19 protein-coding genes and 1 riboswitch are annotated in these 18673 nt (G+C 36.8%); of the genes, 12 read left to right on the top strand and 7 right to left on the bottom strand.

The features are described 5' to 3' along the window. The first annotated feature begins 158 nt into the window (after positions 1 to 158). A complete protein-coding gene (locus MOC86_RS09205; RefSeq protein WP_019392086.1) occupies positions 159 to 305 on the top strand; it encodes a hypothetical protein in 147 nt (48 codons plus the stop codon). Between the two features lie 34 nt (positions 306 to 339). Here MOC86_RS09205 and MOC86_RS09200 read toward each other — a convergent pair whose 3' ends face one another. Beyond that, positions 340 to 1251: a CobW family GTP-binding protein gene (locus MOC86_RS09200; RefSeq protein WP_268583886.1), complete on the bottom strand. Its 912-nt coding sequence runs from the start codon at positions 1249 to 1251 to the stop codon at positions 340 to 342. A gap of 133 nt (positions 1252 to 1384) precedes the next feature. Between MOC86_RS09200 and MOC86_RS09195 the strand changes: the two genes are divergently transcribed. Then, positions 1385 to 2311 carry a ketopantoate reductase family protein gene (locus MOC86_RS09195; RefSeq protein ID WP_268583885.1) on the top strand — a complete coding sequence of 309 codons (927 nt, stop codon included), beginning with the start codon at positions 1385 to 1387 and terminating at the stop codon, positions 2309 to 2311. An 8-nt stretch (positions 2312 to 2319) separates the two neighbouring features. Here MOC86_RS09195 and MOC86_RS09190 read toward each other — a convergent pair whose 3' ends face one another. Beyond that, positions 2320 to 2679, bottom strand: a complete 360-nt coding sequence (locus MOC86_RS09190) for a hypothetical protein (RefSeq protein WP_019392089.1) — start codon at positions 2677 to 2679, stop codon at positions 2320 to 2322. A gap of 301 nt (positions 2680 to 2980) precedes the next feature. Here MOC86_RS09190 and MOC86_RS09185 point away from each other — a divergent pair, with 301 nt between their 5' ends. The 4 genes from MOC86_RS09185 (at position 2981) to metE (ending at position 8691) form a co-directional block, all read left to right on the top strand. Then, entirely contained in the window at positions 2981 to 3328 is a 348-nt protein-coding gene (locus MOC86_RS09185; RefSeq protein WP_019392090.1) for a YojF family protein, read from the top strand. A 13-nt stretch (positions 3329 to 3341) separates the two neighbouring features. After that, positions 3342 to 4013, top strand: a complete 672-nt coding sequence (gene bshB2, locus MOC86_RS09180; protein ID WP_019392091.1) for a bacillithiol biosynthesis deacetylase BshB2 — start codon at positions 3342 to 3344, stop codon at positions 4011 to 4013. A 544-nt stretch (positions 4014 to 4557) separates the two neighbouring features. Beyond that, positions 4558 to 6000, top strand: coding sequence for a D-alanyl-D-alanine carboxypeptidase/D-alanyl-D-alanine-endopeptidase (dacB, locus tag MOC86_RS09175; RefSeq protein WP_268583884.1), 1443 nt, complete (start codon positions 4558 to 4560; stop codon positions 5998 to 6000). Positions 6001 to 6102: 102 nt separating this feature from the next. Beyond that, positions 6103 to 6283, top strand: a riboswitch (cobalamin riboswitch). Between the two features lie 146 nt (positions 6284 to 6429). Further along, the gene (gene metE, locus MOC86_RS09170; protein ID WP_268583883.1) at positions 6430 to 8691 is read left to right on the top strand and encodes a 5-methyltetrahydropteroyltriglutamate--homocysteine S-methyltransferase; all 2262 of its coding nucleotides are present in this window, start codon (positions 6430 to 6432) and stop codon (positions 8689 to 8691) included. Between the two features lie 33 nt (positions 8692 to 8724). Here metE and MOC86_RS09165 read toward each other — a convergent pair whose 3' ends face one another. Both MOC86_RS09165 and MOC86_RS09160 read right to left on the bottom strand, forming a co-directional pair. Further along, on the bottom strand, positions 8725 to 9480 hold the full coding sequence (locus MOC86_RS09165; protein WP_268583881.1) for a GDSL-type esterase/lipase family protein: 756 nt from the start codon (positions 9478 to 9480) through the stop codon (positions 8725 to 8727). A gap of 5 nt (positions 9481 to 9485) precedes the next feature. Then, positions 9486 to 9896 (bottom strand): thiol-disulfide oxidoreductase DCC family protein, encoded by a 411-nt coding sequence (locus MOC86_RS09160; protein WP_268583880.1) that lies wholly within the window; start codon positions 9894 to 9896, stop codon positions 9486 to 9488. A gap of 179 nt (positions 9897 to 10075) precedes the next feature. Between MOC86_RS09160 and MOC86_RS09155 the strand changes: the two genes are divergently transcribed. Then, on the top strand, positions 10076 to 10240 hold the full coding sequence (locus MOC86_RS09155) for a hypothetical protein (protein ID WP_268583878.1): 165 nt from the start codon (positions 10076 to 10078) through the stop codon (positions 10238 to 10240). Here the strand turns inward: MOC86_RS09155 and MOC86_RS09150 are convergent. Next, complete coding sequence (locus MOC86_RS09150; RefSeq protein ID WP_243518726.1) at positions 10237 to 10485, bottom strand: hypothetical protein; 249 nt, start codon at positions 10483 to 10485, stop codon at positions 10237 to 10239. The two genes, MOC86_RS09155 and MOC86_RS09150, sit on opposite strands and share 4 nt — an antisense overlap. 71 nt (positions 10486 to 10556) lie before the next feature. Then, the gene (locus MOC86_RS09145; protein WP_268583876.1) at positions 10557 to 11282 is read right to left on the bottom strand and encodes a class I SAM-dependent methyltransferase; all 726 of its coding nucleotides are present in this window, start codon (positions 11280 to 11282) and stop codon (positions 10557 to 10559) included. 140 nt (positions 11283 to 11422) lie between these two features. Here MOC86_RS09145 and MOC86_RS09140 point away from each other — a divergent pair, with 140 nt between their 5' ends. Next, positions 11423 to 12391, top strand: coding sequence for a bile acid:sodium symporter family protein (locus MOC86_RS09140; RefSeq protein WP_268583874.1), 969 nt, complete (start codon positions 11423 to 11425; stop codon positions 12389 to 12391). A 164-nt stretch (positions 12392 to 12555) separates the two neighbouring features. Further along, the gene (locus MOC86_RS09135; RefSeq protein WP_019392100.1) at positions 12556 to 12939 is read left to right on the top strand and encodes a helix-turn-helix transcriptional regulator; all 384 of its coding nucleotides are present in this window, start codon (positions 12556 to 12558) and stop codon (positions 12937 to 12939) included. Positions 12940 to 12971: 32 nt separating this feature from the next. On the opposite strand, the gene MOC86_RS09130 is transcribed toward MOC86_RS09135, so the two are convergent. Beyond that, positions 12972 to 14345: an MATE family efflux transporter gene (locus MOC86_RS09130; RefSeq protein WP_268583872.1), complete on the bottom strand. Its 1374-nt coding sequence runs from the start codon at positions 14343 to 14345 to the stop codon at positions 12972 to 12974. Between the two features lie 181 nt (positions 14346 to 14526). Between MOC86_RS09130 and MOC86_RS09125 the strand changes: the two genes are divergently transcribed. From MOC86_RS09125 to MOC86_RS09115, 3 genes are all read left to right on the top strand, one after another. Then, the gene (locus MOC86_RS09125; protein ID WP_268583871.1) at positions 14527 to 15285 is read left to right on the top strand and encodes an SDR family NAD(P)-dependent oxidoreductase; all 759 of its coding nucleotides are present in this window, start codon (positions 14527 to 14529) and stop codon (positions 15283 to 15285) included. A 199-nt stretch (positions 15286 to 15484) separates the two neighbouring features. Continuing rightward, a complete protein-coding gene (locus MOC86_RS09120) occupies positions 15485 to 16789 on the top strand; it encodes a glycosyl hydrolase family 18 protein (protein WP_268583869.1) in 1305 nt (434 codons plus the stop codon). 136 nt (positions 16790 to 16925) lie between these two features. After that, positions 16926 to 18155 (top strand): MFS transporter, encoded by a 1230-nt coding sequence (locus MOC86_RS09115; RefSeq protein ID WP_268583868.1) that lies wholly within the window; start codon positions 16926 to 16928, stop codon positions 18153 to 18155. The last annotated feature ends 518 nt before the right edge of the window (positions 18156 to 18673 follow it).

The raw sequence follows: 18673 nt of genomic DNA, 5'->3' as shown, positions 1-18673 counted from the left end.
AAAAATTGAAAAAATTAGGCGGAAAATTATCTATGTGAGAAATTATAACATTTTAAAAAAGAAAATGTAACTACTTATGTTAAGAAAATTAACATGATGATAGTTATTTTTTTTCAAACAAGATAAAGTAAAAAAAAAGAAGTGGAAGGAAGAAGCGTGTGGAACATTCAAAAAAAGAAGAAATTGTTGGGTTAGCAAAGCGAATTATTGAGCTTGATATAGAGCGAGATGAAATGTGGGAGGAACTTACAAGACTAACAGGAGCTCACGCTCATGAAATTCTACGCTACCTTCAAAATAGCTAAATCTAAAAAAACACGACAAAGGTGTCGTGTTTTTTTAGATTGCGCTGTTCAGACCTTGTTCAAGGATTTGAGGCTGCAAGTTTTCGCCAATAAAAACAAGAGACGGTTTTGCTTGTAGCTCAACAGGCATTAAAAGAGGCGTGCCATATGCATATTGAAGCGAATATAATTGATCGTTTCCTTGCAGTCGCACGTATCCTTTAACACGATAAACAGACTGCGGCAAGCTTTTCAAAAAATTTTCAAGCTTTGCGCCATTAAACGCGTTTTCTTCATGATAAGAGAAAGTTTCAATGTGCAAATGATGGTGCATATGTGTCGGTTCATGTGAAGCCGTACGTGAGCGTGTTTGCGTAAGAATATATGAAAGTGGGACACGTGCTTGTGTTGTTAAAATAATTTTGGCTCCCTCATTTATCATTTGTACTTTCATAAGCGTATTTGCTTTTTCATCTTCTGTCAGCAAATCTTCTTTATTTAAGAGCAGAAGGTCGCCGTGTCGAATTTGTTCCAAAAAGAGCTTTTGCGCACGGTTTGAAAGAGAATCAAGCTCAAGGAAAAGTTTGCTATTTACAACCGTAATAATAGACCGAACTGTAATACGCTCTGAAAGAGAAGGTGTTATACATCCGTCAAGCACCTCAATAGGATGAGCAATGCCTGTTGTTTCAATGTAAATGGCGTCAAGGGTATAAGAAGAAATCATTTCTTCAAGTTGCCCTTCAAGCTGTCCTTGAATTGTACAACATACACATCCATTTAAAAGTTCTGCAAGTGGAACTTCATTTGGTAAAACTTCCGAATCTACAGCTGTTTCTCCAGCTTCATTCATTATGACGCCAACATTTCTTCCGTGTTCTTTTTCTTCTTGAAGAAGTTGGCGAAGAAGCGTTGTTTTGCCGCTTCCTAGAAATCCGGATAAAATAAAAACGTCTACTTTTCTCATGCTAAAGTCTCCTTTATTGTTTCCGTAGGTTTATTTTATCACATGAAAATTAAAGATGGGGAAATAGTATCTTTATGAAAAAGCAGGAATTTGTAGTTTTTTGTCGTATAAAGAAGAGAAGGAGGGATGATAAATGAAAATCTTAGTAGTAGGGGCTGGCGGTGTTGGCGGCTATTTCGGAGCTAGACTTGCTGAAAGTGGTGAAGACGTTACTTTTTTAGTTCGTGAAAAAAGGGCAAATCGTTTGCGTGAAGATGGACTTGTTGTGAAAAGCATTCATGGCGATATCCACATTCAACCTTCTCTTGTTACGAAAGAAACTCCACAGATATTTGATGTTGTGCTTTTGTCTACAAAAGCTTATCACCTGCAAGAAGTTATGAAAGATTTAACAGGGTTTGTGGGAGAGGAAACGGTAATTGTTCCTCTTTTAAACGGTTTTGCGCACGTAGAGCAGCTTGAAATGAAGTTCGGAGCCGAACGAGTAAGCGGAGGTCTATGCTTTATTGAAACAACACTAAATGAACATGGACATATTATCCAGACGAGCGGAGTACATAAAATTACATTTGGAGAACGAACAGGTGTAGGCAGTGAACGGATGGATAAACTTGAACAAGCGTTTGCGAAAACAAAAGCAATGTATAAAAATAGTGATCATGTATTGCGAGATATGTGGAATAAGTATTTGTTTATTACAACTCTTTCAAGCGTCACAACGCTAACTCGAGCGCCAATTGGGGCTGTTTTAGAATCAAAGGGTGGCGAACAGTTTGTAGAGGCGTTGATGATAGAAATTAAAATGGTGATGGATGCCATTGAGGCTCCTTTGAGTGAAAACATTGTGCAAAGGCATATAGAGACAATGCATAAGCAAGACTACGGGATGAAATCTTCCATGCAGCGCGATATGGAAAAAGAACTTCACGTAGAAGGAGACCATCTTCAAGGTTATTTGTTACAAAAAGCAAAAGAACAAGGAATGCGCTGTCCATATTTAGAAGCGGTATATCAAAACTTAAAAGTATATGAAGTGCAAAAAAATAAACGAAGCCTTTAAGGGTTCGTTTATTTCAGCTCTTCAATTAAGTATGGAACCATAAGAATGCCTATAATACAGCATGTTGTAACCATACGATGCATCTCAATGATGCCTACAATGAATAACATTGTGGAGAGGTATGTTTGCATAAGTTTTAACGTCCACCGTTTTTCCTCGAATAAGACGTCACTTAGAATGTATACTAAAAAGATTATAAAACCAATAATACCTATTGTAGTTTGTGAAAGATGAGGTCCTAATTGAGTAAAGGCCACTAAACTGAATAGTAAAAGAAAAGCGACACCTTTCATTAAACGAATACGAAAATCGTTACGCATATTTGCTGCACCTTCATAGATGAAATTAACAAGTTGTGACACGTTCATTCATCCCCCTTTTCTTTTAATCTATCCGTTATATTAATAACGTAACATAAAAAGATGAATTGTATGTAAAGCAGATATTAGAAATTAATTAACTTCTTGTTAAGAATAGATGTTTTTTATAACACAGTAAAGTCTAAAAAAGCAACAGTTTATCCAATTTATTAGACGAAAGAAGAGTGAAAAAGTTTCTTTAAAGACGAAAAAATAAAAAACGAAGCCTAACTATTCGCAGTTTATGCGATTTTGCGTTAAAATAAAACTGGCTTTATGGAATTAAGCTTTTGCTAAAGGAGGTTTTAGAATGGAAGTCATTAAGGCAGAGGATGTTAAAAAACATCTTTCTACGTTTTTTCATAAAGAAGTTTACGTGCATTTAGAAACAACGAATGGAGCGTATGCTTCACATTTTAACGATAAAGCAATGAACGTTGGAGCATTTATTAGAAATGCGCGCGTAAACATTCAAACAGGTAAAATCATTGGGCAAGGTCCGTACAGAGTTGGTCTTCAAGTGAATGACGGCTGGGTGTATGCAGAAGGCCTTACACACTATGAAGTAGATGAAGAAGGGCGTCTTTTACTTGCAGGGCACGATGATCAAGGTCGATTAGCCGTTGCTCTTCAGCTAAGTGAAAAGCCGTTTACATAAGGAGCTGAAAGAAATGGAACGCTTATTAGTCATTTTTCCACATCCAGACGATGAAGCTTTTGGAGCAGCAGGAACGATTGCGCTCACAAAACAAAGTGGTGGATATGTAGCATATGCATGCACAACTCTTGGAGAGATGGGACGCAACATGGGAAACCCTCCGTTTGCAAACCGTGAAACACTTCCAAAGATTCGAAAAGAAGAATTAACAGAAGTTGGCGAAATTCTAGAGCTAGATGAGCTTCGTATGGTGGGCCTTCGTGATAAAACGCTTGAGTTTTTAGATGACGAAGTGTATGCAGACGTTATTGGCAACATTATTGACGAGATTAAGCCAACAACGATTATTACGCACTATCCTGGATATGCTGTTCACCCAGATCATAATGCAACAGGAGCGGCAACAGTAAGAGCGGTTAAGCGTCTTCGTCCAGAAGATCGTCCTCGCCTTCTTTGTCACGCCTTTTCTAAAGACCGCCTAGAAGCGATTGGTCATCCTGATGTTGTTCATGATGTAAGCAGTGTGAAAGATATCAAAATTGCAGCAATTAAAGCACACCGTTCTCAAACGCAAGGAATGCTTGGAGCAATGGACTTTAACAATATTGAACAAAGTCCTGAAATTTTAAAAATGCTTGCTCGTGAAGAGTTTTGGACGTATTCTTTTGATGATGAAGGAAAGTAAAGAAGGAAGCAGATGTGATGAACACATCTGCTTTTTTTGTGTTGTAATTGGGTATATGAGGGAATGGAGTTGTGGAAAAGAGGAATGAAAAGCTTTATATTATTAGCGCTGTGTCGCTGTTTTTAGTAGCAAATTTATTTGTGAAAAAACTTTTCAGACTGTAAGTCCCGGGTTCTTGATCTCATTTGAAGGGAAAAGAAAGTATTTTAGAATAGTAGAAGATATTATATTTCTGCTCTTTTTGCATATTTCCGTCGCCTGCCTATGCTTAGGTTCAGCTCTTGCTTTTTCGCTATTGGGAGGAATTGATGAGCGGAGTGTCTGCATGCCTGACAAAACAAATATGATGAATCACTATATCCTCTTAAGCCTGCTTGTCATTATTCTGATTATCATGACTATATTTCATCTTATAAAGAGAGAAGCTTTTAAACAAAAAGCTTCTTTTTTTTATAAACTTGTTCTTCTCTCTGTACATAAAACATCAATAATAATAAGGAGAATGTGAAAATCTATGCACAGGAGTACATAAAGGAGGAAGGATATGAAAAAATGGTGTGGAATTTTGGTGATGTTAGTATTAATCATAACACAGGCCGTTAACGTGTCAGCGAAGGGGGCGAGTACATTAGAAACAAAAATTGAACAAGTGTTACAACATAAAGATTTAAAGGGTGCGATAAGTTCAATTAGTATAAAAGAGGCCAAAAGCGGAGAAGTACTGTATGAAAAGAACAGCTCAGTTCGAATGAAAATTGCGTCCAATATGAAACTCTTTACAGGGGCAGCAGCGCTTGAAACATTAGGTGAGGAGTATAAATTTCACACAGAGCTTTGGCATGATGGAAAAGTGAAAAATGGTGTGTTAAAAGGGAATCTTTATTTAAAAGGAAAAGGAGATCCAACTCTTGGATTAAAAGAGTTACAGCAGTTTTCAGCTCTATTACACGAAAAAGGAATCAAAAAAATTACGGGAAATATTATTGGAGATGAAACGTGGTATGACGATGTTCGGCTTTCAGAAGATATGATTTGGAAAGACGAATCATATGCGTACGGAGCTCAAATATCAGCGTTGACGTTCTCTCCTGATCATCGCTATGAAGCGGGAACAGTTATAGTGGAGACAACACCGACCAAAAATGGTAAGAAAGCTCACATCTCTATATCACCTAAAACGGACTACGTAAAAGTGATGAATGAAACTAAAACAGGAAAAGGAGAAACAGATTTAGAAATTGTCAGAAAACGGAATAAAAATGTTATTGTAGTAAAAGGAATCATCAAGGAGGGAGAGGAACCTGATCAAACAGCCATTGCCGTTGAGGACCCTGCTTTGTATACGACTTCTTTATTTAAAGACGTCTTAGAGAAGAACGGAATAAAAATAACAGGAAAAGTGAAGAAAGAAGAAACACCTCAAAAAGCTCAGTTGATGGAAGTAAAGGAATCTCCTCCACTTGGGGAAATTTTTATTCCGTATATGAAACTGAGTAATAATACAATTGCAGAAATTTTTGTGAAAGAAATGGGAAAAGTACAGTATGGTGAAGGAAGCTTTGAAGCTGGTTTAGCTTCTTTAAAACAAACGCTTTCTGAGATAAATGTCAATGTAGACAATATGATGATTCGAGATGCTTCAGGCATATCACATGTGAACGGAGTGCCAACAGACGAAATTTCTTCTCTACTTTTTCATGCTAGGCAAAAACCTTGGTACGACAATTTTTATGAGTCTTTGCCTTTAGCAGGAGATCCGGATGAATTGATAGGGGGAACGCTCGATGAACGGATGAGAGGGACTGCTGCAGAAGGAAATGTAAGAGCCAAAACAGGATCTATTACAGGTGCTAGCTCTTTTTCAGGATATGTAACAACAGAAGCTGGAGAGGAACTTATTTTCTCAATCGTTTTTAATGCTTTTCTAGAAGAAGAAGTAAAAGATATTGAAGACGAAATTGCGGTTATGTTAGCTTCTCTAAAATAATAAAAAATTAGATCAAAAATGAATAATCTGAAAAATAGTCTTGCACAAAGGGGAAAATCGCGTTATTCTTATTAACAATTCCTCAGTAGAGGAGACTAATTTTATAATGTCCATGCAAGAGGTGCTGTACATACGCTGCAGCTTAAAAGGGAAGAGCGGTGAGAAGCCGCCACGGTCGCGCCACTGTGAAGGGGAGTTTCTATCATAGCCACTGCGAAAGCGGGAAGGGATAGAAGAACGATGAACCTAAGTCAGGAGACCTGCCACTTGTTTGCGCTTTATACCTACGCGTTCATAGGGAGGAGTGAAGGTTTATGTTGAATAGATGGATCCGTTTCAACAGTTCTTAAAGTCGCCTTCTAACTCTCTTTTTTGAAAAAAGGGAGTTTTTTTCATGACTAAAAAGACAATAGAGACGGAGGAAAAAACATGACAGTATACAGTTCAAATATTGGATATCCAAGAATCGGAGAAAAAAGAGAATGGAAGAAAGCGTTAGAGCGTTTTTGGGAAGGAACGCTTGAAGAAAAAGAGTTTAAAGAAGAACTAGATCACTTATTTTTAGAAGGAATTCGCGTGCAAAAGGAAGCGGGAATCACGCATATTCCTGTTGGTGATTTTAGTTTATATGATCATATTTTAGATTTATTATGGACGTTTGATCTTGTGCCAGATCGGTTCAAAAATACAAATAAAACATCGCTTGAAACGTATTACAGCATGGCTCGTGGAACAGACGGGGCAGAAGCCATGACAATGACAAAATGGTTCAATACGAACTATCACTATATTGTGCCAGAGTTTGAGAATGTTACGCCTTCTTTAAAAGAAAATCGATTTTTAGATTATTGGAAAAAAGCAAAACAGAAGCTTGGTGTAAATGGAAAAGTAACTCTTGTAGGGCCAGCAACGCTCGTTCTTCTTGGGAAAGGATATAAAGAAACAGAAAAAGCATCGTGGATTCAGCGCCTTATCCTGCTTTATCAACAGCTTTTGCAACAACTAGATGAAGAAGGAGTAGAGTGGGTCAGCTTAGAAGAACCAATTTTCACATCCCCATTAGATCAGGAAGTATGGAAAGTGATTGAAAACGGCTATGCTGAAATAGCGAAGAGCTGCAAAAATATGAAGTTGCTTCTTCAAACATACTATGAAGCTGTTTTTGATTATAAAAAGGTTCTATCGCTCCCTGTAGATGGTTTTGGACTTGATTTTATTCATGATAGAGGGGAAACAAAAGAACAGCTGAAAAAATGGGGCTTTCCAAAAGGAAAAGTATTAGCAGCAGGAGTTATTGACGGACGAAATGTATGGAAGGCTAATTTAACAGAAACGAGTGCTGAAGTTAAAGAGCTTCTAAATTTAATCGACGGTGACCTTTGGGTACAGCCTTCATCAAGCTTATTACATGTTCCTGTTACAGCCAAGAATGAAAGTCTTCCGAGCTTTTTAGAAGGAGCGCTAAGTTTCGCTAAGGAAAAGTTAGGAGAACTAAAAGCATTAGAAAGCGGAATTGAGAACAATACATCGTTTAAAGATTATGATAAAAGCTTTGAAGCTTTCGTTACAGCACCATTGCGTCATAATCATAAAGTTCAAGAAGAAATTAAGGAGCTTGTACAACTTAAGGCCACGCGTCCACCGTATGAGTTAAGAGCGAAGAAACAGCAGGAAAAGTTAAAGCTACCGCTTTTACCAACAACAACGATTGGAAGTATGCCTCAAACAAAAGAAGTGCGAAGCACACGTTTAAAATGGCGGAAGAAACAAATTACAGACGCACAATATGAGCAGTTTATTCAAAAAATTACATCCCGCTGGATCGCCATTCAAGAGGACCTTGGATTAGACGTTCTCGTGCACGGAGAGTTTGAACGTACAGACATGGTCGAATATTTCGGTGAAAAGCTGAACGGTATGGAAGTAACAAAGTTTGGCTGGGTGCAGTCTTACGGTTCACGTTGCGTAAAACCACCTATTATTTACGGAGATGTATCGCTTAAAGAGCCAATGACTGTGAAAGAAAGCGTATATGCTCAAAGTTTAACAAATAAGCTTGTAAAAGGGATGCTAACAGGTCCTGTTACCATTTTAAACTGGTCTTTCCCTCGTCATGACGAGTCGAAAGAAGTAGTGATGAATCAAATCGGTCTTGCTATCCGTCAGGAAGTATTAGCGTTAGAAGACGCAGGAATAGCTATCATTCAGATTGATGAACCTGCACTTCGAGAAGGCCTTCCATTGCGAGAAGAAGAGAAGGAAGGGTATCTAAAAGCTGCTGCATATGCATTCAGACTTTCTGCTTATGGTGTAAAAGATGAAACGCAAATTCATACTCATATGTGTTATTCCAATTTTAATGAAATTATGAATACAATTGATGACCTTGATGCGGACGTGATTTCAATTGAAACATCACGCAGTCATGGCCGTCTGCTTCAAGCATTTGAAGATTTTCATTATGAAAAAGAAATTGGGCTTGGCGTATATGATATTCATAGCCCGCAAATTCCAAATGAAGAGGATATTATCTCAAACATTAGAGCTTCTCTACGTGTATTAGATGAAAAGCAATTTTGGGTTAACCCAGATTGTGGTCTAAAAACGCGTAAAGAGGAAGAAGCAATAAAATCACTCCAAGTCCTTGTTGAAGCAACAAAGAAATATCGTGCAAGTCTAATAGAAGCTTAATAAAAGAGCACCGTTCATCTGAACGGTGCTCTTTTATTGGAGGAATCTTTCTGAAAAATGGATCGTATCGAAAATTCGCTGTGCCAACAGATCATATCCTTGCTGAGAAGGATGAATATCAATCTTATTTGGTAAATAGGTTCCTCTGTTTTGTGAAAACAAATTCTCTGTCGAAACGTAATAAACATGTTTCTGTGAAGAGGCTGCTTTTTGCAGGGCTACATTAAGGGCTAAAACCCGCTGTTTCAAGTTTTGTTCTTGAAAGGGATTGTCAATGTTTGAAAAAGGAAAATAATATCCAACAACATAGACATCACTCGTTGGGTTAAGGCCTCTAATTCGTTCTAAAATGGTTTCCATATTTTGCTGTGTTTGCTGTAATAAGCTCTCCCATTCGCTATTACTAAGCGATACCATATGTTGGCGGTGTGGAGCAATATAATGAAGAAGATCATTAGCTCCTGCTTGTACAGTAATAAGAGACGCATTTTCAACAGAATGAAACAAATTCTCGTGGTTGCTATACGCATTAACCTCTAAATCTTGAAGAAGATTTGCCGTTGTGTAACCAGGTACAGCAAATTCTTTTGAAAATGCAACAGAACGGCCTTCCTGTTCAAGAAGAGGAACGAGTTTGTCGCTATACCCTTTGCCAACTGTTTTATATGGATTCATGCCTTTTGCTAAAGAGTCGCCAAGAGCTACGTAATACACGCCTTGTACAGAGCCGTAAGCATGTGAAAATGGGACAACAAGAAATAAAGACAGTAACAACATTACTTTTTTCAACTATATCACTCGCTTTTGTCATCTAAAAATCGTTTGCGAATATGTTCCGGTGGAATTTCGCATAAAGTTTTCTTTCGAAACAATCGATAACGGTTTCGCGCTATAATAGAATAAACCTTATCTCGAATAGGGATGGGAATTAAAATGAATCCATATAAGAGATTATAAGGAAATGAAAGCTTGCGGGCAATTTTAAGTGCTGCAGTAGATTTACTATAGACTTTCCCGTTTGTTATGTAAATAAAGCTATCAAAGTCATCCTTTGGAAGATTGAAATCCTCTAGCAGCTTTTGTCCATATGATGACTGAAGAGAAGAGAATGATAAAAGCTCACTGTGATCTCTTTTGATTAAAAACATAACGCTGCTATTGCAAAATGAACATACTCCATCAAACAATACGATATTATTTTCCATCCTTTTTGTCTCCTTTTTATTCTTTCCTTTGTTTTCATGTTTTAAAGATGAAAGAAAGGAAAAACCGTGCATCGTGTTATTAAATTTTATCATAAGTAAGTAACCTTATTATAAGATCGATATGTTAGTGGGGTGGACTTCTCTCATATTCAACTGCTTAAAAAGTGCCTTCAACAGGTATGAAAGAGCGTACCTTAGCCAATGTACTTCAAGATAATGAACAGCAAGGAGAAAAACGCGAACAGCAAACAGAAAATAAATCCTTTAGAATAGAAAAGTGGAAACTTAATGGAATGATAAAAAAGCAGGTTGCTTTAAATAAGGCAGCCTGCTTTTTTCATTAAATAAAGAAAAGAGATGCAAGGGCAATACCAGTAATAGCCCCAAGAGCAACTCCATATGCTGCTCCATATCCGTATCCATACCCATATCCACCAAAGTAACCAAAGCCACGGCCGCCCTGCATTGGCTGAATAAATACTCTGCGCTGTGTTACATTCAAAATTCTTCCTACGTGTGTGCGTCCATGACGGTCATTAATGCGAACCATACGACCTCTGTAGCGACAACATAAGTCATAATATTGCATAGCTTTTCCTCCTTTTCTCTTAGCACTATTAACATATGAGAGAGAGAAAGGAGATGTATAAGCACTTATCTCTATTTTTCTTTTTTAGCTTGAATAATTCGATAGTCTAGCACGCTTTCAAAATCTTTAATTCGCTTCTCGTGACCATCGAGAAAATCATACAGTTCTTTTTCAATGTGTGGAGAGAGAATAAACTCTGTCCCATGCTCTATGTCTTCGTTATTCGTAGCGAGAGAGGGAAGAGGAGAAAGGGTAATAGATGTGAATCCTGCTTCTTTAAGAGACTTTTGCCAATCTTCTATTGAAAGAAGCGATTTTAAGTTGTAAAAAGATAAAAGATCTTCTTCTTGGCTTTTTGTCATTTCAGGTTTTTTTAACATTTCAATAGCTAGTAATGTTCCATCAGGCTGTAAGACTCGGTAAGCTTCTTTTAGTCCTTCTTCAAGATTCATAAAGTTTAAGACAGACTCATAAAGAACAAAATGAAATAGGTTTTCGTCGTAAGATAGATTTTCAGCATTTTCTTCGCGTACTTCAATTGGAATAAGGAAATCATCAAACCTTTTGGCTGCTTTCTCAACCATTATTTTGTTAACGTCACAAGCATCAACAAAACAGTTATATTCGAGAGAAAGAAATGCAGCAGTCTGCCCCGTACCACAGCCAACATCTAGTACACTTGTCTTTTCATCAATTTCGTACTGATCAAAAATATGCTTTGTAAGAAGTAACCCTCCAGGATGAGCTCCGCCAACGCCAAAATTAGCCAGAAAATCAAGATAAGTATACTTTTTCATCTTATCACCTCTCTAGAGATTAGTCTGCTCTAGCCTATGTTAAAAAGGGAGGATAGGGAACAAAATATAAAAATAAGCTTGAATCTTCCGAAAGTTTTAAATATAATAAACTTTATATCTTGTTAGGGGAGTTGACATCATTGAGAGCACTTGAAAAAATTAGTTCATTTGCTAACAGCACATTTGCCTTATGGGTTGTGCTATTTTCGCTATTATCTTTTTTATATCCTTCATCATTTGTGTGGATCAGTAACTACATTTCTATTTTATTAGGTATTATTATGTTTGGAATGGGATTAACGCTATCTTTAAACGATTTTAAAGCGGTATTTAAGCAACCAAAAAGCGTTCTTATCGGTGTTGTAGGGCAATATACCATAATGCCAGGACTTGCTTATGGACTTGCCCTTTTATTTCAGCTTCCACCTGAAGTTGCGATTGGAGTAATTTTAGTTGGATGTTGTCCAGGAGGAACGGCTTCTAATGTTATGACTTATTTAGCTAAAGGAAACACAGCATTAAGCGTTGCTGTTACGAGTGTTGCTACCCTTATTGCCCCATTTTTGACTCCTGTTTTAATTATGCTTTTTGCAAGTCAATGGCTTGAGGTTTCCGCAGCTTCTCTTTTAGTCTCGATTTTAAAAATCGTGTTGCTTCCTATTATATTAGGTATTATCGTGAAGCTTTTATTTAAAAACGGAGTTGAAAAAAGCATAAAAGCTCTACCACTTATTTCAGTTATTGGAATTGTGGCTGTTGCAGCAGGTGTTGTTGCTGTTAATGCAGAATCAATTGCGGATGCAGCTTTAAAAATGGTTTTTATTGTTATGCTTCATAACTTATTTGGTTTGTTTTTCGGCTGGCTTCTTGCTCGTCTTTTCCGTTTAGATGAAGGAAGTCAGAAAGCTCTTTCTATTGAAGTTGGGATGCAAAACTCAGGGCTTGGAGCAGCGCTTGCCCTAGCACATTTTAGCCCGATTGCGGCTGTACCGAGCGCCGTTTTTAGCGTATGGCACAATATTTCAGGACCGCTTCTCGCCACATATTGGGGGGAAAAGCACGAACGAAAAGAAAAGCGTCAAAAGGAAGAACAAAAGCATGTTGTATAAAAGCAGCTCTTTAAGAGTTGCTTTTATTTTTCCTTTATTTAATGTTTTAGAAGATATATGATAAAATAAAACACATAAAAAGGAAGCGAACACTTGTCCGTTCTGGGAATCTCATACTATAATAAGGATATGGAAGGTCGTTACATACAAAAAGGAGGAATTCTATGAGTGAAAAGCGCAATCCAAGCGGTTTCTTAGTAAAACAGCGTGCATTTCTTAAGCTTTATATGATTACAATGACAGAACAGGAACGATTGTATGGTTTACGTTTGCTTGATGTATTACGAGAAGAATTTCGTCCTTTCGGATATCGTCCGAATCACTCTGAAATTTATAAAGCCTTGCACGACCTTATTGAAGATGGGGTTTTGGAACAAGTGAAAAAGAAAAAAGAAGGCATGAAGCTTCAAGAAGTTGTATACTATCGGTTTGCTGGTGAGAATGGACATGAAAAAGCAAAAAAATATAAGCGTCAGCTTAAAGTAGAGTTAGACAGATGTCAATCGATGATTCAAAAAGCGGTACGCGATAATTTTGGTATAAAATAACCCTAGGAATGTTCCTAGGGTTGTTTCTTATATTACGAAGCCGATTTTTCTAATCCTATTTTCTTTTGCGCATTTTTTTGTACATAAAGCAGTCTAAAAGCAAGACCAATAGCTCCTACGGCTAATCCTGTAATAAGACCTACCCAATACCCAAATGCGTGAAGGTTTGTGAAATTAGCGAGAGAATATCCAACAGGAAGACCGATAACCCAGTAAGAAACAAGCGCCATTATAAAGGTTATATTAACATCTTTATGTCCGCGAAGAATCCCTTGAATAGGCGCCTGAATAGCATCAGAAATCTGAAAGAAAATCGCATATATTAAAAAGACCTTAGTAAGTGCTAGTACGTTAGGATCTGTTGTATAAAGAGATGCGATTGGTTCACGCATAATATAAAGGAAGATACCGTTTAAAATAGCTAGGGATAAAGCAATTATAATACCTAAATGACCATATTTTTTAGCATCATGAGGTCGCTGTGAACCCATCTCAAATCCGACCACAATTGTTAGCGCCATCGATACACTTAAAGGAATCATATATAATAAGGAAGCAAAATTCATGGCTGCCTGATGTGAAGCAATTGTAATCGTATCATAGACGCTAAGGAAAAGCGTTACTGCTGCAAAAATACTTGTTTCAAAAAAGATAGAAAACCCGATAGGAAGACCAATTTTTAAAATGGTTTTCCATTCTGCAAAAGAAACGCGATAAGCGCTCTTAAAAAGACGAAATTGCCTGAAAGGTTCTTTTTGCGAGACGGTAAAAACGGCAATAAAGCAAATCACCCAGTAGGTAATAGCTGTAGCATATCCAGCTCCAACTCCTCCTAATTTTGGTGCTCCCCATTTCCCGAAAATGAGCAAATAATTTAATACAAGATTCACAGGAAGCGCAATAAGAGTAATTGTCATACTTACGCGTGTTTTTCCTAATGCATCGATAAAGGAGCGAATTGTTGTATAAATGAAAAGAGGAAAAATGCCCAATGATAAAGCAATTAAGTAATCTTTTGCAATGTGATGAACTTCATTTGTAATGTCCATCATATGAAGAATGGGATTTAAGAGAAGTGCTCCAGCTACGATGACTAAAATTGACATCGCAATGGCTACATAAATCCCTTGAATAACTGAAAAAGAGACGCGTTTTTTTTGCTCCGCTCCAATTAGTTGAGCTACAATAGGAGTGACTGCTAGGAGAATACCTGCAAGACCAGTATAGATAGGCATCCAAATACTTGATCCTATTGCAACACCTGCTAAGTCTTTAGGACTTGCTTTGCCAGACATTGTTGTATCAAAGAATGTCATAAGGTACATACCAATTTGGGTAATGAAGATTGGAATTAAAATGGATAAAAGCTGTTTGAGTTTTTCACTTGTTGTAAATGTTTGATACAAAAAGAATCCTCCCATCTTTTGGTGAATCGTATTCATCCCATGAATTCTAGGAGGTTATCGTATTTTTGTCAACCATTTTTTACATAAGCAGACGAGCAACAAACTTATAAAAAATTTTTTTATTTTCATTAAAATAGGAAGAAAGGTATAAGAACACTCAAAAGAACAGGATGTGAGCTATATGGATTTACAATTGAAAAATAAAAATGTACTCGTAACAGGAGGCTCAAAAGGAATTGGAAAGGCCATCGCAAAAGCATTTATTGAAGAAGGAGCAAATGTAGGAATTGCAGCTCGTTCAAAAGAACAACTTGAAAAAGCGAGAGAAGAGCTTGGAGATGTAAGGATATATGAAGTAGACCTCTCTCAACAAAAAGAAAGAGAGAAGCTTTTTCATCACTTCTTAGAAGATTTCAAAAAAGTGGACGTTTTAGTTAATAACGCTGGAGGAAGCAATGGGGGAAGTGCGTTTGAAACAGAGCTTGATATGTTCTACGAAGCAATGGAATTAAACTACTTTGCTCCTGTTCATTTAAGCAAGTTAGCAGGAACTCATATGAAAGAAAACGGAGTGGGCAGCATTATACAGATTACCTCTATTTTTGGACGAGAAAGCGGTGGAAAAGTAACATATAATAATGCAAAGGCAGCGCTCATTAGCTTTACAAAGGCTTTTGCAAATGAATGTATTCCCCATAATGTGCGCGTTAATAGTATTGCTCCTGGAAGCATTCTTCATCCAACAGGAAATTGGCAAAAACGCCTTGATGAACATCCAGAGAAAATTAAAAAGTTTATCGAAGAGGAAATTCCTGCAGGTCGATTTGGAACAGTGGAAGAAGTAGCTAACGCTGTTTTGTTTTTGGCATCGCCAAAGTCATCATGGCTTGTTGGAACAAGTATTAATGTAGATGGCGGTCAATCTCGCATGAATTTCTAAATATAGGAAGTGAAAAAACAAGATAATACCTTATTATCTTGTTTTTTACTTTTTTATAGGCCAATAGTATGTTACTAATAATACATTTATGTTAAAAATATTACAAATATCTTCTTAACTTCGCTGCTTATTCGTGATATGATAATAAAATCAAAAATTACAAACATGTTACAAGTAAAAATAGAAGCGGGGCTTAATTATGAAGAAAGTGTGTGTTGTTCTGTTTTGTGCGTCTCTTTTATTATTAGGTTTTTCCCCATATATGTTAAAAGCATTCGCACAAGACTTAACAAGTATTCCAGTTGGGAACGAAGGAGAAGATTCTTTTCGAATCATGGGATACTATTCAGCTAACGATAACGTAGATCTTGAAAAAGCAATCCAATGGGAGAGCGTTACTCATGTTATATACGGTAGTTTATATATGGAGAAAGATGGGAGAATCCCTTCACCTCAAGATACAGAGAAATTAAAAGAGCTTGTCTTAAAAGCACATGAACATGGAGTAAAGGTGCTTATAGATTTGAAAGAAGCGGATGCTAGCGCATATGCGGCTCTTCCGGCAGAAGAAACTATACAAAAGACGTTTAGTGAAGAAGTGAAAAATCTTATTCAAACATATGGAGTAGACGGCATCAATGTTGACTGGGCTTCTCAAGATGAAAAAGAAAAGCAGTTGTTTTATATTGAACTTATTCATGAGCTTGATCAAATTTCGAGTGAAAGCCAAACATTGCTTACCCTTTCTGTTCGTCATTCTAATGATGAAAACGAAGCAAGTGAATTAAGTGAAGAAGTAAAAAGTATCTTCGCTGCAGTGGATTGGGTAAACATTATGCCTACTAATGACACCGAAACAATGTCTTATGAAGAGTCAAAGCAAACAATTGCCTACTGGACAGAGCAAGTAGGAGATGGAAATAAAATAACACTTAGCATTCCAGTTTCGGAAAACTTAGAGCCTGTTGAAACTAAGTCATTAGCACAGGAACAGAGTAAACCAAACGATGTAGAAGAAATGCCTAAAACAGAAATAAAAGAAGAAATCCAGGAAACGAAAGAAACGAAAGAAACGAAAGAAACGAAGGAAACAAGGGAAACCCAGGAAACTGTGCAAGAAAAAACAAATCTAGCGCTTAACAAAACAGGTGGCGTAATTGTATTAGAGAATGAAGAAAATGCCGAGCAGAACGAAACAACCCTTAAGCAAATTCATAGTACAGTTACAGAAACAGAGGAACCAGAAGAAACACAAACAGAAAACAAAGTTAAAAATAAAATGCCAAAAAGCATAAAATGGCAGCCAACGAAAACTTATGAACAAGGTGAAATTGTTAAACATAATGGTGTGCTTTATATGGCTCAGTGGCCAGTGCAAGAATTTGAACCAGAGAAAAGTAATGTAGCATATTCGCCTTGGGTTGTAGTGGGCACAAATATGGGAAGTGTTTATGCATTATTGCATTTACAAAAAGAATGCTCAAACTTTTATTGCTTTAAGTAATGTTAAAATTCGAGAAGACCCTCATACATATATGAGGGTCTTTTTTCATTACCAAACTTTCTCTATTGTGAAAACAAAGCAAGCGGGAATAGTAAGAGTATCATCAGCTTTTATAGAGCAAGAAAGGTGAAGAATAGTGAAAGAATCAGCAACATGTAATAACTCACCAAAAGAAAATGTTCCTGGGGTCCTATGCTTAATTTCAATTGCTACAATTCCCCTTGTAATGACATTGGGAAATTCAATGCTTATCCCGATCCTACCAACTCTAGAGAAAGAGCTTTCTATTAGTTCTTTCCAGTCAAGCCTTATTATTACGCTCTATTCCGTAGCTGCTATTATTTTAATTCCCGTTGCAGGCTATCTTTCAGATCGCTTTGGACGAAAGAAAATCATTATTCCAAGCCTTATTATCTCTTTATTAGGTGGGCTGGTTTCTGGGTATGCAGCATGGCAAATTAATGAACCTTATATGATGATTTTAATTGGTCGGATACTGCAAGGAATTGGGGCTGCAGGGGCTTCTCCTATTGTGCTTCCTCTTGTTGGAGATTTGTACAAAGACGAAAAAGAAGTTAGTGCAAATCTAGGTATTGTGGAAACCGCTAATACATTGGGGAAAGTTGTTAGCCCTATATTAGGGTCCTTACTAGCCGTAGTTGTATGGTTTATGCCTTTCTTTGCTATTCCTGTTCTTTGTCTAATTTCTGTCATTTTTCTTTTTTTCTGTGTGAAAGTACCAAAACAGCAAGATGAACCATTACCACTTAACGAATTTTTAAAAAAAGTGAAAAGAATTTTTAAAGAAGAAGGTCACTGGTTATACAGCATTTTTATTGCTGGTATTATTTTAATGTTTATTTTGTTCGGTTTTCTTTTTTATTTAGCAAACAGACTTGAGAAAGAATTTGGAATGGTTGGTGTTGATAAAGGGCTTGTGTTGGCTATACCGCTTGCAATCCTCTGTTTAGCGTCTTTTATAACAGGAAAAGTGATCAAACAAAACAAGCTCTTTATGAAATGGATTACAGTGATTGGACTGCTACTCATCGCTGTTTCGTTATTTATTGCGTCCTTTTTCTCTTCTTTTGTTGTGCTTGTTGGTCTCTTGGTGTTAACAGGGATTGGAATTGGAAGTTCGTTACCGAGTCTTGACGCCCTTATTACAGAGGGAGTTGATAAGGAAGAAAGAGGGACAATTACGTCCATTTATAGCTCTATGCGTTTTGTTGGAGTTGCCCTTGGTCCTCCTGTCTTCGCTATTTTAACAACTCATATGGATAAGGGTCTTTTTTATATAAATGTTGTGCTTAGTCTTATTGGAGGAATTCTCGTATGGTGGCGAATTCAACCAGATAAAGAATGAGGAAGCATCCTTATACAGGTGCTTCCTCATTTTTTTATCTTAATAGAAATTTTATAAAAACTGAAACAAAATAAAAACACAATCGTCTATATATAGGGAAAAGGCAAATAGAGAAAAAAGACAGAACAAAAAAGTGTTGTTGTTTTCTCATTAGCAAATATTGTTTGTTGTATTCTTCGATCACATCCCGTATAGTGTAAAACGTTCTGAGAAAATTCACAGGTGTTTTAAGGAAACGGCAGGAGTTTTATCGGAGAAAAACAAATAATATATATACTACTTAGAGATAGGACAACATATATTAATTCCTAGCTCCACTCACTTTGTTCGATTTATGAAAGAAAATAAAAAACGAAGCATACTTTTAATCGAAAGAGGGTAAAGGGAGTTAGAATAAAGTGCGGCTTTAAGATATGAATAGGTAAAATGGGCTATTTGTAAAATAAAAAGAATAACGTATAATAGGAAAACCTACAAAAAAAGCTCTTTTTCCAAAAATATCATTTGACTTCTATCAG

It is taken from the genome of Priestia endophytica, from assembly GCF_026790145.1.
In the GTDB taxonomy this organism is placed as follows: Bacteria; Bacillota; Bacilli; order Bacillales; family Bacillaceae_H; genus Bacillus_I; species Bacillus_I endophytica_A.
The sequence above is the reverse complement of the archived record's forward strand: the minus strand, read 5'-3'. Positions and strand labels throughout refer to the sequence as shown.

Excerpts from the sequence above, each read along its gene's own strand:
- MOC86_RS09145 (WP_268583876.1), bottom strand. The coding sequence starts at position 11,282 with ATGAAAAAGTATACTTATCTTGATTTTCTGGCTAATTTTGGCGTTGGC.
- MOC86_RS09185 (WP_019392090.1), top strand. The coding sequence starts at position 2,981 with ATGGAAGTCATTAAGGCAGAGGATGTTAAAAAACATCTTTCTACGTTT.
- dacB (WP_268583884.1), top strand. The coding sequence starts at position 4,558 with ATGAAAAAATGGTGTGGAATTTTGGTGATGTTAGTATTAATCATAACA.
- MOC86_RS09200 (WP_268583886.1), bottom strand. The coding sequence starts at position 1,251 with ATGAGAAAAGTAGACGTTTTTATTTTATCCGGATTTCTAGGAAGCGGC.
- bshB2 (WP_019392091.1), top strand. The coding sequence starts at position 3,342 with ATGGAACGCTTATTAGTCATTTTTCCACATCCAGACGATGAAGCTTTT.
- MOC86_RS09155 (WP_268583878.1), top strand. The coding sequence starts at position 10,076 with ATGAAAGAGCGTACCTTAGCCAATGTACTTCAAGATAATGAACAGCAA.
- MOC86_RS09160 (WP_268583880.1), bottom strand. The coding sequence starts at position 9,896 with ATGGAAAATAATATCGTATTGTTTGATGGAGTATGTTCATTTTGCAAT.
- MOC86_RS09150 (WP_243518726.1), bottom strand. The coding sequence starts at position 10,485 with ATGCAATATTATGACTTATGTTGTCGCTACAGAGGTCGTATGGTTCGC.
- metE (WP_268583883.1), top strand. The coding sequence starts at position 6,430 with ATGACAGTATACAGTTCAAATATTGGATATCCAAGAATCGGAGAAAAA.
- MOC86_RS09125 (WP_268583871.1), top strand. The coding sequence starts at position 14,527 with ATGGATTTACAATTGAAAAATAAAAATGTACTCGTAACAGGAGGCTCA.
- MOC86_RS09135 (WP_019392100.1), top strand. The coding sequence starts at position 12,556 with ATGAGTGAAAAGCGCAATCCAAGCGGTTTCTTAGTAAAACAGCGTGCA.
- MOC86_RS09195 (WP_268583885.1), top strand. The coding sequence starts at position 1,385 with ATGAAAATCTTAGTAGTAGGGGCTGGCGGTGTTGGCGGCTATTTCGGA.
- MOC86_RS09120 (WP_268583869.1), top strand. The coding sequence starts at position 15,485 with ATGAAGAAAGTGTGTGTTGTTCTGTTTTGTGCGTCTCTTTTATTATTA.
- MOC86_RS09190 (WP_019392089.1), bottom strand. The coding sequence starts at position 2,679 with ATGAACGTGTCACAACTTGTTAATTTCATCTATGAAGGTGCAGCAAAT.